General features: G+C 65.0%; 12 protein-coding genes. 5 read left to right on the top strand and 7 right to left on the bottom strand.

Translation table 11 applies throughout. The features are described 5' to 3' along the window. Nucleotides 1-479 precede the first annotated feature (479 nt). The 3 genes from J7E83_RS09575 to J7E83_RS09565 form a co-directional block, all read right to left on the bottom strand. Nucleotides 480-1,841 carry an ABC transporter substrate-binding protein gene (locus J7E83_RS09575; RefSeq protein WP_214961403.1) on the bottom strand — a complete coding sequence of 454 codons (1,362 nt, stop codon included), beginning with the start codon at nucleotides 1,839-1,841 and terminating at the stop codon, nucleotides 480-482. Nucleotides 1,842-2,083: 242 nt separating this feature from the next. Continuing rightward, on the bottom strand, nucleotides 2,084-3,034 hold the full coding sequence (locus tag J7E83_RS09570; RefSeq protein WP_214961401.1) for a carbohydrate ABC transporter permease: 951 nt from the start codon (nucleotides 3,032-3,034) through the stop codon (nucleotides 2,084-2,086). Next, nucleotides 3,024-3,968: a carbohydrate ABC transporter permease gene (locus J7E83_RS09565; RefSeq protein ID WP_214961400.1), complete on the bottom strand. Its 945-nt coding sequence runs from the start codon at nucleotides 3,966-3,968 to the stop codon at nucleotides 3,024-3,026. The genes J7E83_RS09570 and J7E83_RS09565 overlap by 11 nt, the downstream gene beginning before the upstream one ends. Before the next feature lie 372 nt (nucleotides 3,969-4,340). Between J7E83_RS09565 and J7E83_RS09560 the strand changes: the two genes are divergently transcribed. The 5 genes from J7E83_RS09560 to J7E83_RS09540 all read left to right on the top strand — a co-directional run bounded on the left by J7E83_RS09560 (nucleotide 4,341) and on the right by J7E83_RS09540 (nucleotide 12,879). Further along, nucleotides 4,341-5,639, top strand: a complete 1,299-nt coding sequence (locus tag J7E83_RS09560; RefSeq protein ID WP_214961398.1) for an ABC transporter substrate-binding protein — start codon at nucleotides 4,341-4,343, stop codon at nucleotides 5,637-5,639. Nucleotides 5,640-5,703: 64 nt separating this feature from the next. After that, the gene (locus J7E83_RS09555) at nucleotides 5,704-6,873 is read left to right on the top strand and encodes an acetylxylan esterase (RefSeq protein WP_214961396.1); all 1,170 of its coding nucleotides are present in this window, start codon (nucleotides 5,704-5,706) and stop codon (nucleotides 6,871-6,873) included. 16 nt (nucleotides 6,874-6,889) lie between these two features. Then, nucleotides 6,890-8,944 carry a DUF6807 family protein gene (locus tag J7E83_RS09550; protein WP_214961394.1) on the top strand — a complete coding sequence of 685 codons (2,055 nt, stop codon included), beginning with the start codon at nucleotides 6,890-6,892 and terminating at the stop codon, nucleotides 8,942-8,944. Further along, nucleotides 8,941-10,080, top strand: a complete 1,140-nt coding sequence (locus tag J7E83_RS09545; RefSeq protein WP_214961392.1) for a Xaa-Pro peptidase family protein — start codon at nucleotides 8,941-8,943, stop codon at nucleotides 10,078-10,080. Before J7E83_RS09550 ends, J7E83_RS09545 begins: the two co-directional genes overlap by 4 nt. A 390-nt stretch (nucleotides 10,081-10,470) precedes the next feature. After that, entirely contained in the window at nucleotides 10,471-12,879 is a 2,409-nt protein-coding gene (locus tag J7E83_RS09540; RefSeq protein ID WP_214961390.1) for a bifunctional SulP family inorganic anion transporter/carbonic anhydrase, read from the top strand. 50 nt (nucleotides 12,880-12,929) lie between these two features. Here J7E83_RS09540 and J7E83_RS09535 read toward each other — a convergent pair whose 3' ends face one another. The 4 genes from J7E83_RS09535 to J7E83_RS09520 are packed head-to-tail and all read right to left on the bottom strand — an operon-like array spanning nucleotide 12,930 to nucleotide 17,432. Further along, the gene (locus J7E83_RS09535) at nucleotides 12,930-14,381 is read right to left on the bottom strand and encodes an aldehyde dehydrogenase (NADP(+)) (protein WP_214961388.1); all 1,452 of its coding nucleotides are present in this window, start codon (nucleotides 14,379-14,381) and stop codon (nucleotides 12,930-12,932) included. Further along, entirely contained in the window at nucleotides 14,378-15,562 is a 1,185-nt protein-coding gene (locus J7E83_RS09530) for a mandelate racemase/muconate lactonizing enzyme family protein (protein WP_214961386.1), read from the bottom strand. The genes J7E83_RS09535 and J7E83_RS09530 overlap by 4 nt, the downstream gene beginning before the upstream one ends. Continuing rightward, the gene (locus J7E83_RS09525) at nucleotides 15,562-16,467 is read right to left on the bottom strand and encodes a 5-dehydro-4-deoxyglucarate dehydratase (RefSeq protein ID WP_214961384.1); all 906 of its coding nucleotides are present in this window, start codon (nucleotides 16,465-16,467) and stop codon (nucleotides 15,562-15,564) included. The genes J7E83_RS09530 and J7E83_RS09525 overlap by 1 nt, the downstream gene beginning before the upstream one ends. Continuing rightward, nucleotides 16,464-17,432 (bottom strand): NAD(P)-dependent oxidoreductase, encoded by a 969-nt coding sequence (locus tag J7E83_RS09520; RefSeq protein ID WP_214961383.1) that lies wholly within the window; start codon nucleotides 17,430-17,432, stop codon nucleotides 16,464-16,466. Before J7E83_RS09520 ends, J7E83_RS09525 begins: the two co-directional genes overlap by 4 nt. Nucleotide 17,433 lies beyond the last annotated feature (1 nt).

Below are 17,433 nucleotides of genomic sequence, written 5' to 3'. Positions count from 1 at the left end.
AACGGCACACTCCTATGCCCACACCACCACCACCTCATCCACAAAGAACAATGGACCATCAAAACCAACCAAGGCACCCCCTGGTACACACCCCCACCCCACATCGACCCCAACCAAAAACCCCAACAAAACCACTACTTCAAACCCCCACCACCACCACTTCAATAACCCGGGTCAATAACGCCGGCCATGCAAATAACCGTGGCAAGCAAATACCCCACGCCGACGCGAAGCCCCACGCACATTCCCGCGCCCTCCTCTGGGATGGATAAACGCGGCCGGCGACCGCGCCCCGGCCAGGCTGCCTCAAACAGCCACCGCCCGACAGCCCACACTCAACAGCCTCGCCTTAAACAACTCCGTCCCGGCCGGAACCAAAGGTTCCAGCCGGGACGGAAGCTGCCACCCGCCGTCGGACGTCCCCCCAAATATTCGGGACGTTCGCAGGCTTGCTCAGGGGCCTTGTCAGCGAATGAAACCTAGCTGCTGATGGCTGACTTCATTTCATCCACGGCCTTCTTGCCCGCCTCGTCCGTGGACAGCCTGTTGAAGAGGACCTCCGAGGTGTAGCGCTTGACGATTTCCTGGATAGCACCGGCACCCTTTGGCGGCGGTGCCGGGGCCTCGCCGAGTTCGTCCTTGATCTGGTCGATGAAGTTGACAACCTTGGTGTCGGCAGGCGTCAGCTTGGATGCGATGGCAGCCCGGACATCGGAGTTGGGGTATACCCCTCGGTCGGCCAGCAGAGCTTCGCCTGCCTTCGTGTTGTTGGTCAGGAAGTTAATGAATTTGGCTGTTTCCTGAGGGTGCTTGGTCCGTGAGGACGCAGACCAGAACTGGGAAGCCTTGTACCAGAGCTGCGTATCCGCCGCCTTCCCCGTCGTGGACGGGAACCGTAGGATCTGCAGTTCACTGCCAGCAGCCTTCTCCAGGGCGGGCTCCTGGTTGGACCACCAGAAGGCCATCCCGTTCTTGCCTGTGGCCAGCCCACTCTGATCCAGCGGCGCCGCCTCGGCCTCGACTACCTCGGATGCCGAAGGCACCGCCTTCTTCTCACTGAGTTCCTTCAGGAAGGCCCACCACTCAGCGATGTCGCCCGGCTCAAAGCCGAGCTTTCCATCCGAGGTGTACAGGGATTTGCCGTTCTGCCGGAGCCAGACGCCCAGCGAGGCTTCGTCTGTGCCATAAGCGGCGGCACCATACGTACCCTTCGGCGACTTGGCCGTGACCTCCGCGGCAATGCGCCCGAAGTCTTCCCATGTCCAGGTCTTATCGTCCGGAAGCGCAACGCCCGCGGCCTTGAAAACAGCAGGGTTGGCCAGGATGGTGGCGGCATTAATGCCGGCCGCGATGCCCGTCAGACCCTTCGGGCCCTTTCCTGCGTTCAGGGCGGCTTCGTCGAGCTTGGATGTGTCAATGTCGTACTTGGAGAGGTCCAGCAAGGCCCCTCGGCTGGAGTACTCAGTGATGTACTTCTCGTCCATCTGGATGACGTCCGGGGCGTCGTTGGCGGCCACCTGGGTGGCCAGCTTGTCCCAGTACCCGCTCCAGTCGCCGTACTCCGGTTTGATCTTGATGTTCGGGTTCTCGGCTTCGAATGCAGCAATCGCGGCCTGCGTCAGCTGGGCCCGCTTGTCGCCGCCCCACCAGGAGAAGCGCAGCTCTACCTTGCCGTCTGCACTTTGCGGTGCGGCTCCACCACCACAGGCATTCAGGGCAAGGACGACGGCGGCCGCTGCGGCAACCAAGCCCGTCTTACGTAGTCGGCGCGTGGCGCCGTTAGAGGGTGTCTCTACCGGGTGTTTCTTAGCGGCAGAGTCAGAGCGGGGAAAAAGCGGCACTGGGTACTCCGATCTTCTTTGATCTTGTTGCTGGGGGAAAGGGATGGGGAAGCGTTTTCCTGAATCTGATACTACAAGTAGACCACTTGTAGTACAAGCTTTGTTTTCTTGACCGTCTAGTTTTCTGACCGTCTAGTTTTCTGGACCATCCACTGGGCGGTCCTTGATGCGGGTCCGCGGCAGCACGCCGCAAGATGGCCCGCCCTCTGACGGGCCATCGGTGGACAACGGGAACCCGCGGCCTACTTGATGCCCGTGGTTGCGATGCCCTTGATCAGGAACCGCTGGCCAAAAAGGAAGACCAGGAACACCGGCAGCAGGGACACGATGGACATCGCGAACAACGATCCCCAGCTGGTGGCCGACTGGGAGTCTACAAAGGCGCGCAAGGCCACCGGAACGGTGAACATGTCCGGGTCCGTCAGGTAGATAAGTGCTCCGAAGAAGTCGTTCCACGTCCAGATGAAGGTGAAGATGGTGGTGGTGGCCAGGGCGGGCACCATCAGCGGCAGGATCACCCGCAGGAAGATGCGCGGGTGCCCGGCGCCGTCGATCCTTGCAGCTTCATCAAGGTCCTTGGGGATGCCCCGGATGAACTGGACCATAAGGAAGACAAAGAAGGCGTCCGTGGCCAGCAGCTTGGGCACAAGGAGCGGCCAGAAGGTGTTTACCCAGCCGATCTGCGAGAACAGGATGTACTGCGGAACGATCACAACATGGAAGGGCAGCATGATGGTCAGCAGCATGATGCCGAAAAACAGCTTCTTGCCGGTGAACTGCAAGCGGGCAAAGGCGTAGGCCGCCATGGAACACGAAATCAGGTTCCCAAGGATGGAGCCCACCACCACGATGGCCGAGTTGAGCATGTAGTGGCCGAACGGGTGGGTCAGCGCGGACCAGCCATCCGTGTAATTGCTCATCTCCAGGGTGCTGAGCCAGAGACCCGGCTCCCGGAAGATCAACTCGTTGGGCCGCAGCGAGGAGACCACCATCCACAGGAGCGGATAGATCATGAGGCCGCCGGCGAGGATGAGGATGGCGTGCTTGATCAGGGCCTTCGTGCGTGCAGCCCGGCTGAAAGCCAGCGTGCCACGGGATTCCCGGGCCCTCGTCGGCTTGCGGTGGTTCGTTGGCTTGCCGTTACCGGCAGATTTCTTATCCGGAGTTGGCAGCGTCTCAAGCTTAGTCGTCATAGAAAACCCAATACTTTGCAGCGATGAAGTTGATGGCGGTGAACACGCCGATGATGACCAGCAGGAACCACGCCATTGCGGAGGCGTAACCCATGTCGAACTGGCCGAAGCCCTTCTGGTACAGGTACAGCGTGAAGAACATCGTCGAGTCCGACGGGCCGCCATTCCCGCCGGAGACGATGAACGCTTGCGTGAAGGACTGGAATGATCCAATGATCTGGAGCACCAGGTTGAAGAAGATAATGGGGCTGAGCATCGGCAGGGTGATCCGCCAGAACTGCTGGAGCGTACCTGCGCCATCCACCCTCGCGGCCTCGTAGTACATCACCGGGATCTGCCGGAGGCCTGCCAGGAAGATGATCATGGGGGCACCAAAGGTCCATACGTGCAGCAGGATGATGGATCCCAGTGCAGTGCTGGGATCGGAAATCCAACCCGGGCCCTGGACTCCGAACATTGCCAGGACCTGGTTCACCAGGCCAGTGGTTCCGAAGATCTGCTTCCAGAGGATGGCAACAGCGACCGAGCCGCCCAGGAGCGACGGCAAATAGAACACGGAACGGTAGAACGGAAGCCCCCGGAGGCCTTTGTCCAGCACGAGTGCAATCACGAGGGCCACAGCCAGCTGCAGCGGAACTCCCACGAAAACGTAGGTGAACGTCACCCGCAGCGAGTTGTGGAGCCGGGCGTCGCTGAACATCCTGATGAAGTTGTCCAGACCGGTCCATTCCGGCGGCTGCAGCAGGTTGTAGTCGGTGAAGGACAAGTACAGGGACATCAGCATCGGCCCGATGGTGATGGCAACCAGTCCCACGAGCCACGGCAGCAGGAAGATGTACGCGGCCTTGTTATCGCGGCCGTTGGCCTTCTTCTCCTCTGCCGTCGCCGGTCCCTTTCGCTTGGTAAGGGAATTGAGTTCACTGATGGCACTCACTGCGGCTGCTCCGTTTCCTGCAGCAGGCCTGCTGCAGGCGGCGAGCCTGCCGATAGGCTGGCCAGGCGCGGCGCCCTGGGGATGTGCATAGCGGCCATGTGGTCTCCTTTGGTCATCGTGGCCCTCCACGTATTGGGGGATTGCCCTGAAGCAATCCATGTACGTACCGCCTCAGGTGGCCAGACTCTGGTCAAGGCGGAACGCAGATACAGTTGTCCGATCCTGCCACCGTCCAGCGGGACATTGAAAAGCGGCTCCGTACCAAAGTAAACGGTTTCTTGACTCCTGTATAGCCCTTTGTTAGTTTTTGAGAAAGCGTTTTCTGCATCATAAATCACTCTACTCATAAATCGGCGCCTGAGAGGCAGGACAATGCGGTTTGGTCTCAAGAAGTCAGTACTGGGGGTTGCCGGAGCAACGGCAGCCCTGGCAATGGTTCTTACCGGCTGCGGCGGGGGCGGCGGGGCCTCGGGCAAAGCGGGAACGGTAGAGGACCCTGTCACCATCCGGTTCGCTTGGTGGGGCAACGATTCCCGGGCCAAGACAACCCAGGAAGTCATCAAGGCCTTTGAAGCCGCCAACCCCACCATCAAGGTGGCGGGTGAGAATACCGAGTTCAGTTCCTATTGGGACAAGATGGCCACCCAGATCGCCGGTGGCACAACCCCTGACGTCTTCACCATGAGCGGTTCCTACCCCAGCGAATACGCCAGTCGAGGGGTGCTGCTGGACCTGGACAAGGTCAAGGACCAGATCGACACCTCAAAGTTTGCCGAAGGGACCGTAGACCTGGGCAAGATCGACGGGACCCACTACACCATCACCGCAGGCGTCAATTCAATGTCCATGGTCATCGACCCCCAGGTGTTCAAAGCTGCCGGCGTGGAACTCCCGAATGACGAGACCTGGACTTGGGACGACTACGCTGAGATTGCTGCAAAGATCACCAGGAATTCGCCGCAGGGAACCTTCGGTACCACTCCCATGGCCAATGACTCCTTCCTCGCGGTGTGGGCCCGCCAGCACGGCGAGGATCTCTACACCGACGACGGAACGAAGCTGGGCATCAGCGAGGACACCGTCACGGAATGGTTTGAACTGAACAAGAAGCTTATGGACACCGGCGGCGCACCGTCTGCTTCCCAGATTGTGGAGGACGGTTCCGCGCAGCCGGAGATGACGCTCATCGGCCAGGGCAAGCAGGGAATGAAGATCTCCTGGAGCAACCAGATGACGTCCTACTCGGGTTCCCCGCTGGTCATGATGAAGCTGCCGGGCGAGAGCAAGCAGCCCGGCGCCTGGCTGCGGTCCTCCATGGAGTACGCCATCTCGGCCAAGTCCGCACACCCCAAGGAAACCGCGCAGTTCATCAACTATTTGGTCAACAACATGGACGCGGCCACCAAGATCAAGAGCGACCGCGGCATGCCGGCCAACACCGAGCTCAAGGCAGGCATTGCCCCGTTGCTGAAGGACTCCCAGCAAAAGGAAGCCGCCTTCCTGGACCGGGTTGCCGCGATGGACATCGAACCTCCGATTCCATTCCCTGCCGGATCCTCCGCCACGCTGGAAGTCCTCAACCGATTCAATACCGACGTCCTGTTTGGAAAGGTCAGCCCGCGGGAAGCTGCCAAGGGCTTCATTTCCGAGGTCAACCAGAACCTGGGCTGACCTTCAGGCAAACCCCGAACCACACGTCCCTAAGAACGCACATCCGTCCGAACAAGGCAGGTCAGTGAGCACAAATACGCAGCGGGTCCGGCCCAGCGCGATCGCCGGCTATGAGAACTGGCCTGCCTACGTTCAGACGCATGCCCGCTACCGGGCCGCCACTCCGGCAGCGCAGGAGCTTTCGGACGTCCTCGGCGTTCCGGAAGGGGCCGGCAAACCGGACGTAACGCTCCTGTGGGAGAAAACGTACGACGGCGTCACCACCTCCCAGCTCAGCTGGCAGTTGGGATTCGGCCCCCGCACCACGGCCTGGCTGGTACGGCCTGCCGGCAGTTCGGGACCGCTGCCGGGCGTCCTCGCGTTGCATTGCCACGGCGGCAACAAGTTCGGCGGGGCGGACAGGCTTGTCGAGCTCGCGGAGTCCCACCCGTCCGCGGCTTCTGCACGGGCCGGCCACTACGACGGCCGCGCCCTGGCTACGGACGTCGCCCGCGGCGGCTTTGCCGTCCTCGCCCACGACACGTTCGCCTGGGGCAGCCGGCGCTTTGATCTCTCCGTGCCGCCATGGCGGACGGCCTCCGCGCTGGAGGCGCGGAACTCGCAGTGGCGGGAGGACGGCGTCGTACCTTCCGACGCGGAACTGTACAACGCCGCCGCAGGATTCCATGAGGACACCGTCGCCAAGGCCGCAGGCCTGCTGGGCACCAGCCTGGCGGGAATGGTGGCGCACGACGACCTTGCCGCCCTGGAGATCCTTGCCGGGCTGCCCGGCGTGGATGCGGACAGGCTCGGATGCATCGGATTCTCCGGCGGCGGCGGCCGTTCCCTGACGCTGGCGGCCCTCAGCCCCCGGATCCGAAACTACGTGGTGACCTGCATGATGGCCACCTTCCAGTCGCTCCTGCCTGCCTACCTTGATGCGCATTCCTGGCTGCTCCAGACGCCGGGATTGTGGCGGCTGGGCGATTGGCCTGAGCTGACAGCAAGGTCCGGGGCCGACGGCTTCCTGGTGCAGTACGCCCTGGCGGACGAACTTTTCCCGGAAGAAGGCATGCGCGACGCCCACCGGACGCTGTCGGCACTGCACGGGAAGTCGACCTATACAGGAAGCTTTTGGCCTGGCCCCCACATCTTCACGGCGGAGATGCAGAATGAAGCCATCAGCTATCTCTCCACGACGCTGGGCGCCGGAAGCGACCGCGCCCTCAATCTTTCAACCCTGCCCACCCCTTAGCAACCGAGGACTCTTGATGACCCAACAACCCGCGCCTGCGGCATCCGACGTCTCCGCAGCGGCAGGTGAAATCCACGCCCCCGCAACCCGCCCGCGCATTGCCCTGGTAGGCGTGCACGGCTTTGGTGAACATCACCTGGCGAACCTGGCCAGGCTCGAGGCGGCAGGGGCCATAGAGCTGGTCGCTGTTGCCGACCCTAATCCCCCGCAGGCGGGCAGGCTCTCGGAATCCGTCGGCATCCACGACACCCTGGACGAGCTGCTCGCCGCCGGGCCGGTCCCCGACGTCGTCATCCTGGCTACACCCATCCAGACGCACGCGCCCCTTGCCTTGGCGGCGCTCGCCGCTGGCGCTGACGTGTATGTCGAAAAGCCGCCCGTGGCCTCCATGGCACAGTTCCAGGATCTCCTGGCGGCGGCCAAATCGGCCGGACGGCTGGTCCAGGTGGGCTTCCAGAGCCTCGGGTCGCAAGCCCTGCCGGAAATCAGCAACACCATCGAATCCGGTGGCATCGGCGACGTGCTGGGCCTGAGCGCCAAGGGAATGTGGGTGCGGACCAAGGGCTATTTCAAGCGGTCACGCTGGGCCGGAAAACGGAGCCTGGACGGCATCGACGTGGTGGATGGTGTCGCCACCAACGCCTTGGCGCATGCCGTTGCCACCGCATTGAGCATGGCGGGTGCACACACCGTTGCCGACGTGGCATCCGTGGAAACCGACCTGTACCGCGCGCACGACACGCAGAGCGATGACACCTCCGTGATCCGCGTCCGCACCGCAGGCGGGAAGACCCTGCTGTGCGCACTCACTCTCTGTGCGCCCGAACAACAGCGCCCGTCAGTCACCGTCCACGGGACGCGGGGCGACATCACGTTCTTCTACACCGAGGACGAACTGGTCATCACCACGCCGGACGGCGAGCGCCGGGAGACCTTCGGCCGGACCGACCTCCTGGAGAACCTGCTTGATGCGCGGATCACCGGTGCGCCGCTTCTCTGCAGCCTTGCCGGCACCGGTGCGTTCACATGTGTACTCGAAGCCATCCGTACAGCGCCTGTTCCGCAGGAAATCGGCGTCGAACACATCAGCTGGGAGGGCGAGGGCGACGACGCGAACCCCGTGGTCCACGGAATCGCCGGGCTGATCGAGCGCGCCGCCACAGCCCAGGCCACTTTTGCCGAGCTGGGCCTCCCGTGGGCCCGCAGCGTGCCCCCGGTCCGGACGCTCAGCGTCGGCGGGCATCCCGTGGCGGACTATCAGGACGGCAGCCGCATCCGCTCCGTATCGTCGCCGCGGCCCTACCTCCACCCGGTCCGCACCCTCGCCGGAACGGTTGTCACCGACCACCAACCCCTGGACCACGTGTGGCATCTTGGCGTCGGGGTGGCTCTCCAGGACGTGGACGGCATCAATTTCTGGGGCGGCCGCACCTACACCCGGGCGGCGGGCGAATACGTCTGGCGCCCGGACCACGGGAGCATCGTGCGCCTTGGCTCATCTGGCGGCGCCTCCTCTGAAGCGGACGGCCAGTTGAAGGAGACCCTGTCCTGGAACGGCCCCGACGGCGCGCCCGTGTTACACGAGCAGCGCACGTGGACGTGGGACGCCGTCGGTCCTTCCGTCTGGCGCCTGGGGCTGGACTTTGCCCTCTCCCCCGCCGGCGACCGGCCGGTGAGCCTGGGCAGCCCGGGGTCCAACGGCCGCCACAAGGGTGGTTACAGCGGCTTCTTCTGGCGGTTCCCGGAATGCGCCGGAGCCACCGTGTGGACCCCAACAGGAGCAGGCGAGGCCGCAGTCCACGGGAGTGTGGCTCCGTGGCTCGCCTGGTCCGGGAAGTTCAGTGACGGCGATGCCACCGTGGTGTTTGTCGCCTCAGAAGGGTCCCACGATCCGTGGTTCGTTCGGGTCGAGGGATACCCCGGCGTGGGCCAATCACTTGCCTGGGACACGCCGGTCACCGCTGAGCCAGGTGTTCCGGTGCGGCGCAGCGTCACCATGTTCATAGCTGACGGGATTTTGGAAACGCCTGACATCGAAAGATTGATCAACCAGCGGGGAAAACAGTCATGAGCCAGACAACCACCACCGCTGCGTTGACCCAGGATGCTGCCGGACGCCGTGCACCGGGGGTCCCGGCAGACCGGGACATCAAGCGGCGCCGGGTGCTGGACATTCTCGATGCCAAGGGCCGGGACTCCCTGCTGCTGACTACCCACACGGCTCTGGCCTGGTACCTGGACGGCAGCCGCGTCCACATCAGCCTCGCCGGCGACCCCATCGCAGCAATGCTCGTGGACCGGGACGGTGACCACCTGGTGACCTTCAGCAACGAGGCCGGTCGGATCGCGGCGGAGGAACTCCCGGCGGGCGTCTCCCTGCATCCGGTGCCCTGGTACGGGGACCTGGTGCAGGCCGCGGCCGAAGTCGGGATCGCTCGGGGAGGCAACACAACGGCCGGCAAGCCGCTGGCCGAGGCTGACGTCAGCGCGGAGCTGAGGGCGGCGCGGCAGCAGCTACTGCCCGGTGAAAGCGCACGCTACGCCGGTCTTGGCGCCGAACTGGCTGGTGTGATGACAGATGTGCTTTCCGCCGCCCGGCCCGGCACCACGGAGTTCGAGCTGGTCTCGGCACTGGCCGGCCGCGTCGTCGCTGCCGGCGCCGAGCCGTTGGTCCTCCTGTGCAGCGGCAGCACGCGGAGCGACTTCCGCCATCCCCTGGCCACACACTCGCCGCTGGGCCGCCGCGCCATGGCCGTGGTGTGTGCCCGCCGTGACGGACTCGTCGCCAACATCACCCGCTGGGTGACGTTCGACGGCAGCACCGCCGGTGAGCGCGACGCGGAAGCCCGGATCGCCGCAGTGGAAGCGGACATTTTCGACGCCACCGTTCCCGGTGCACGGCTGGACAAGATCTTCGCCGAGATCAAGGCGGCCTATGTCCGGCACGGATTCGGGGCGGACCAATGGGAACAGCACCATCAGGGCGGGCCTGCGGGCTATGCCGGCCGTGACCCCCGCGTTACGGCCGCTGTCGCGGACACTGTAGTCCTGAACCAGCCGTTCACCTGGAACCCCTCCGCGCCGGGGGTCAAGATCGAAGACACGGTCCAGCTCACAGAGTCGGGCCTCACGGTCCTGACCGCCGACGAGCGCTGGCCCTCCACCACGGTAAACGGCCTTAACCGGCCGCTCACCCTGCAGCTCTGACCCACTTCGCGACGGCGCGGTGGACCGACAGGACCCACGCACGACGAGGCAGGAAAGGCAACCCGGGCCGCAATAAACTGTAACTGGTATAGACCAACGGCCGTTTCCTTCGACTTTATCCACTAAACACTCAGGTAAGCAGGCCGGGACGAAGCCCCAAAAAGCAGATTTGACTTGATTCCCGGGTTAAATTCGGCAGGCGGGTCTTCCGCTCGCAAAGCCGGGGCAGTGCTTCTATCGGGACAGCCTGCGGACAGCTGTTCAGCTGCCGTTTTGTCAGTCCGGCGCGGTTTTTCGGCGTGTTTCTTCTCACTCTTTATGTCCTTGCGGGCTGAACGTACCGGTCAATAGCGTGACACAGGACCGCCACGTACCAGCGAAGGGACGGCAATGCCATCAGCAGCCGCCATGACGGATCCACCCACCCCCACTGACCAGGACGCTTCTCCAAAGGACCAGGACGCCTCCGCCAATCAGCCAGGGCCATCTGGCCCAGCTCCTTCCAAAGGCTTCCGAAGCCGCCTGACTGACGGACTCCGCTGGGACCTCCCTGCGTCCCTCGTGGTATTTCTCGTCGCCGTTCCCCTTTCCCTGGGAATAGCAGCCGCGTCAGGTGCCCCTGTAATGGCCGGCCTGATTGCCGCGGCCGTGGGAGGGATTGTGGCAGGGAGCCTGGGCGGTTCAGCGCTGCAGGTCAGCGGACCCGCCGCCGGTCTGACAGTCATCGTCGCGGGCCTGATCGAACAGTTCGGCTGGCAGGCCACGTGTGCCATCACCGCCGCAGCCGGCGTACTCCAGGCGTTGTTCGGCGTGGCCAGGATCGGACGTGTCGCCCTGGCCATAGCGCCCGTGGTGGTGCATGCCATGCTGGCCGGCATCGGCATCACCATCGTGCTCCAGCAACTGCACGTGATGCTGGGCTCGGAATCCGCCAGCTCTGCCTGGGAGAACATCACCGCCATCCCGCGAAGCGTTTCCGCGGCTAACATCCCGGCTGCAGCCCTGGGCGCAGTCGTCATCATCGTGCTGGTCGGCTGGAAGTACCTTCCCTCCGCCGTCCGCCGGATTCCTGGGCCACTGGTTGCGGTCATCGCCGCAACGGCCCTTTCCCTGCCGTTCAACGTGGACAGGATCACCTTCGACGGCTCGCTGCTGGACGCACTGTCCTTTCCCCAGGTTCCAGACGGGAACTGGACTGCTGTGGTCATTGGCGTGGTGACCGTCGCCCTGATCGCCAGCGTGGAGTCACTGCTCTCCGCGGTGGCAGTGGACAAGATGCACCACGGACAGCGAACCAATTTCAATCGCGAACTCCTGGGCCAGGGCGCGGCCAACGTGACCTCCGGGCTGCTCGGAGGACTTCCTGTCACCGGCGTCATCGTGCGCAGCGCCACCAACGTTGAGGCGGGCGCCCGGACCCGGAAGTCCGCCATACTCCACGGCGTCTGGGTGCTGGTTTTCTCGCTGCTGCTGGCCGGCCTGATCCAACGTGTTCCGGAGGCCGTGCTTGCAGGCCTCCTGATTATCATCGGCTCCCGGCTGGTCCGGCTTGCGGACATCAGGACAGCCCGGGTGACGGGCGACCTCACTGTCTACGGCGTGACGCTGTTCTGCGTGGTGTTCGTCAACTTGCTCGCGGGAGTACTGACCGGCCTGCTTCTGGCCGTGGGACTTGTCCTCTGGCGCGTAGCGCGGGCCAGCATTCACGCTGAACAGCTCGAAACCGAAGACGGGGGACGCTGGCGGGTGGTCATCGATGGATCGTGCAGTTTCCTCTCGCTGCCGAGGCTGAGTACCGTGCTGGCATCTGTTCCGGCCGGCTCCCATGTCACTGTTGAGCTGGAGGTGGACTTCCTCGATCACCCCGTCCACGACACGCTGGATGCCTGGCGCAACAGGCATGTGGCCACCGGAGGCACAGTGGTGATCGAGGAAAGCGGAACCGCAACGCTCCACGGCGCCCAGGCCGGACCACCCAGCCGCGGCACCTCGCGTTCGGCGCTTCGGGGCGGATTTGCGCCTTGGCGCAGCTGGCAGCGTCGCATCGTGGCCGCTCACCCGGCAGCGCCGGACGTCCCCGCGCCGCCCCTGCATTCGGTGCTCACAGGCGTGGACAATTACCATCGGCGCAACGCCCACCTCGTACGGCCCCACGTGCAGGAGCTGTCCTCATTCCAGGACCCGGACACACTGTTCGTCGCCTGCTCGGACTCCCGTCTGGTGCCAAACCTGATCACGAGCAGCGGACCCGGGGACCTCTTCACTGTCCGGAATGTGGGCAACGTCGTGGGGGACAACGGGCGGGATGCGTCCATTGAGGCTGCCCTGGACTTTGCCGTCAACGAGCTGTCGGTGAAATCCATCGTGGTCTGCGGTCATTCGGGCTGCGGGGCCATGACGGCGCTGTACGCCGACCCGGACGCTTCCGGCATGGACAGCGCGTCCGATGCGCCGGCCGGCTCCGGACCCCGCGGAGCCATTGACGTCTGGCTCGATCACGCCAGGCCCAGCCTGGCTGCTTTCCGCGATGGGCATCCGGTCCAGGCGGCCGCAGCGGATGCCGGGTACGGCGCCGTCGACCAGCTTGCGATGGTCAACGTCGCAGTACAGGTGGAACGGCTCCAGCGCCGCCCTGGCCTACAGGAAGGGCTGGAGGCCGGGCGGATCCACGTAGCGGGGCTGTTTTACGACATCTCCACGGCACGGGTCCTGCGGATCACTCCCTCCGGCATCAGTCACCTCGATCCCCTACCCCGGCAGCTCCTGGCCGACACGGCAGAAGCCCAGCCTGTCGGGTAGCCGCAGGCGCGTATGTCTCAAGACCCAGGCCGCCGGCCTGGGTCTTCGGGCTATGGCAGCATCAGTTCGCCGTCAACGCGCCGGGGGATGCCCAGCGGGTTGCTTTCGCGCAGCGCCGGGTGCAGGACCGTTTCCGGAGCGTCCTGGTAGGCCACCGGACGCTGGAACCGGCGGACCGCCGTCGCGCCCACCGAGGTGAAGAGCGAGGTGGTGGCAGGGTAGGGGCCGCCGTGCTGCTGGGCCCAGTTCACCGCAACTCCGGTGGGCCAGCCATCGAACAGGACCCGGCCGGCGAGGCCGGACAGCTGCTCAACGAGCCCCAAGACGTCCTCACCGTGCTGGGCGTGCACGGTGGCGGTGAGGCTTCCCGGGACCTTCGCCAGGACATTGGCGAGTTCCTCCTTGCCCGAGTACTCGATGAGCATGGTGGTGGGCCCGAAGCACTCCTCCAGCAGCTCGTCCGGGCGTTCCAAAACGTTTGCGGCGGACGTGGAGAACACGACCGGTGCCGCGCCGTCCCGGGTTGCGTCCTGGTCCGCGGTGCCGCTGACGATGACCACATTCGGCACCGCAGCGACGCTGCGCAGTCCGTCCGGGTAGGCGTCCGCGATTCGCGTGGTGAGCATTGCCGCCGTCGGCTTGTCCTTGCTGGCCTCTGCCAGCTCTGCGGCAAAACGGGTGCCGGCCGGAATAAAGACCAGGCCCGGCTTGGTGCAGAACTGGCCCGCACCCAGAGTGAAGGATGCTGCCAGCCCCGCCGCGAGCTCGCCGGAACGCTCAGCCAGGGCTGCGCCGGTGATGACTACCGGGTTCAGGCTGCCCAGTTCGCCGTAGAACGGGATGGGATCCGGCCGGGAGGCGGCGAGGTCGAAGAGTGCACGGCCACCGGGGATGGATCCGGTGAAGCCCACGGCTTTGATGGCAGGATCCTGCACCAGGGCTGTGCCCACCTCGCGGCCGCTGACCAAGGAGAAAAGGCCTTCCGGAGCACCTGCAGAGCGCAGAGCCCCGGTGACGACCTCGGCTGTGCGTTCGGAGAGCTTCAGGTGGCCCGAGTGCGCCTTGACGATCACCGAGCAGCCCACTGCCAGCGCCGAGGCGGTGTCGCCGCCGGCCACGGAAAAGGCGAACGGGAAGTTCGATGCGGAGAAGACCGCTACGGGGCCGATGGGCCGGAGGATGCGTCGCAGGTCCGGCTTAGGCGGGATGGCGGAGGGATCCGCGTGGTCAATCACGGCCTCCAGGTAGGAACCCTCGGTGACCACGCGGGCAAAGAGGCGCAGCTGCCCGGAGGTGCGGGCCACCTCACCGGTCAGGCGAACCGAGCCCAGCCTGGTCTCCGAGTCGGCGATCTCCACGAGTTCAGCCGTGTTGGCATCCAGCGCATCAGCAACAGCGTTGAGCCAGCCGGCACGCTCGGCATCGGAGGCAGCCGCCGCAGTGGAGGCCGCCTTGCTGGCGGCAGCGGTGAGCTCTGAAAGTGAAAGGGTTGCAGTTGTCACTGGAAGTTCCTGTTCTTCATGTCGGAGTTCGTGCCTAAGTTCATGGTGATTGCGTTCATTGTGTCGGCGCCCATGGCTTCCGGACTTTCGCGAAAGCGGAGGCCGAGGCCCGGCTGGTCGACAAGCGTCACGCGGCTGTTGCTGAACCGGACCGGCGACGGCGCGGCCAGGATGCCCAACTGCTCGAAGGACGCATCTTCGACATCCTCCACCAGGGTGGGTTCCGCCAAGGTCAACGCAAGCTGGCCGGAAAGCTCGGGAAGCAGGTGGGGCATCACCCGGATGCTGTTGGTCCGGGCAAGCTCGACAATCCGCCGGAACGGAGTGATCCCGCCCACCCGGATGATGTTCGGCTGGATGATGTCCACCGCTTCCGCCTGGATGAAATCGCGGAAGCGGTAGATGGTGTGCAGGTTTTCGCCCAGGGCGATGGGCACGAGCGAATGCTTGCGCAGCCTGCGGTAGGCCCACAGATCGTCCGCGCGGAGCGGTTCTTCGAGCCACTCCAGCCCGTAACCAGCCAGTATGTCCAAGGCGCGGAGGGTGGTGGGCAGGTCCCAGCGCTGGTTGGCGTCGATCATGAGCTTGCGGTCCGGGCCCAGCACGGACCGGACCGCCGCCACACGCTCTGCGTCCTCGCGGATGTCGGGCTTGCCCACCTTGATTTTCACAGCACGGTGTCCGGCGGCCACCCAGCGCCGGACCTGCTCCACGAGCTCGTCCAGCGTGTAGTGCAGGTTCACGCCCGAGCCGTACACCTCGGCCGACTCCTGGCGTTGCCCCAGCAGTCCGGTTACCGAAGTTCCCGCCCGGCGTGCCTGGAGATCCCAGAGGGCAAGGTCCACGCCCGCCATCGCGATGGTTGTCAGTCCCCCGCCGCCGGCCTCGTGCAGTCGCTTCCACAGGGGATCCCACACCAGCTCCGGGTTCGCAGGGAGGCCGGTGACGAAAGGGGCGATGTCGTAGTCCAGGAGGGCTTTGACCGCCTGCGGACCAATGGTGGGCGTCCACGAAAACCCGTGCCCCGCACCGCCGTCGTCCGTGCGGATCTCGGTGACGATGACATGGTTTTCGGGTGCTTCCACTCCCCAGCTGCGCCGCAGCGGAACGGTGATGAGCCGCGTGGACAGACCCGTGATGACGGGCCCCGTCCGGACGGCTTCGGCGACTGGCACGCTCATCAGCGGCCAGCCAGCTCGTAGCCCTTGGCGAGGATAGACTTCAGCTGGACCAGCTGGTCCTCCGTGGGGTCCACCAGCGGTGGGCGCACAGGGCCAACAGCCAGTCCGCCGAGCCGCAGGCCGGCCTTGATCAGAGAGACGCCGAAGCCTGGAGTCTGGTCGCGGAGCCGCACCAGCGGGGCATAGAAGCCCTCCAGCAGGGCGTTCCGGCGTTCCTCATCGCCGGAAACATACGCGTCGTAGTACGCCTTGGCGATCTCGGGAGCCATGGCAAAAGCTGCCGAGGAGTAGAGCGGGATGCCCAGTCCGCGGTAGGCCCCCTGCGTCAATTCGGCGGTCAGCAGGCCGTTGAACAGCGCAAAGTCCTCCCGTCCTGTGGCTCGCACCGCTGACACGATCTCCTGCGCCAGGCCGACATCGCCGAGGCCGTCCTTGAAGCCAATCACCTTCGGGTTGGCGGCGAGACGGGCCATCGAGGCGGCCGTAAACTTGGCGTTGCCGCGGTGGTAGACGATCACCGGGAGGCTGCTGGCATCCGCCACTGCCTCGATGTATGCAACGAGCCCTTCCGTCGGGCCCGTGACGAGGTAGGGCGGCAGGACCAGGAGGGCGTCGGCGCCGGCCTCTTCTGCCACGCGGGCTGCGGCAATGGCATGGCCGAGCGGGCCGCCGGCACCGGCAACCACTGGCACTTGGCCGGCCACCACCTCGACGGCGGCGGTCACCACAGTGCGCACCTCCTCAATGCTCAGGGCATGGAACTCGCCGGTGCCACATGCAGGGAACACACCACCGGGGCCGAACGGGAGCCTGGAAGAAATATGCTCCTTGAGGACGTCCACATCAACCGAGCCTTCGGGCGTGAACGGGGTGACGGGGAAGAACAGAACGCCGTCGAATTTCATGGTGTCTCCTTGGATCCGGTTCCTGCCGCGACGAGCGCGGCAGCGGTCCCTTCATTGGGGGTGGTCCCTGTCTTGAGTTCAGTCCGCCAGCTGCGCTTGGGCTGCCAGCCGAGCAGGTCACGGGCCTTGGCGATGGAGAATGCCGGAGCCGTTCCGGTGAGCCCGGCACTCAGCTCGGCGCTGCCGGGCAGGAACCTCGGGATCAACTCGGCCAGTGGCGCTGTGGCCAGCGCGTCCGCGGCACCCACGAAGAACGTTTCGCCGTTGGGGATGTGCTCCATCTTCTGAAGCAGCACATCCAGGAAGTCCGCCACGTCCCGGGCATCCACGTAATTGAACAGTGCGGGGGCGGACAGCGCCGGGTCAGCGAGCCGTTCGGCCACGGTGTGGCCCTGCTGGGTGGGCGCGCCTTCCCATTCCTCCGGCGAGATCACGTAGCAGGGTCGGAACGCCGCGTACCGGATTTCCTTTCCCTGCGCCGCGGCAAACATCTGCACGGTCTGTTCCGCGATCAGCTTGGACAGCGCGTAGGCGTTCCAGGGGCGGGGCGTGGTGCCCTCATCCACGGGGAATCCCTCCGGCAGCCAGCCCGCCGGCGAGCCGTAGCCCAGGACAGTAGGGCTGCTGGCGGTGATGATCTTGCCTACCCCCAGCTCCGTGGCCGCGCTGATCACGGCATAGGCGAGGCGGGTGTTGGTGGCGAAGATGACATGTTCCGGCGCGCTGAACGGGATTGCAATCGCCGCAAGGTGGATGACGGCGTCGGGCGTGGTTTTCCGGATGAGGCGCAAGGCCTCTCCCGGCGCCAGAAGGTCACCCGTCTCCTGGACAACACCGGCGGGCAGTTGGTCCGCAGGGACAGCTTCCCGGTCCACCGAGATCACGTGGTGGCCTGCTTCCGCGAGCCCCGCCACAACGCTGCGCCCCAGCCTGCCGGAGCCGCCGGTCACAAAAATCCTGCTCATG

Origin of the sequence: Arthrobacter sp. ISL-48 (genome assembly GCF_018613805.1) — a bacterium.
Taxonomy (GTDB): Bacteria; Actinomycetota; Actinomycetes; order Actinomycetales; family Micrococcaceae; genus Arthrobacter.
Note: the sequence above shows the minus strand (reverse complement) of the source record. Positions and strands in the feature narration are given on the sequence as shown.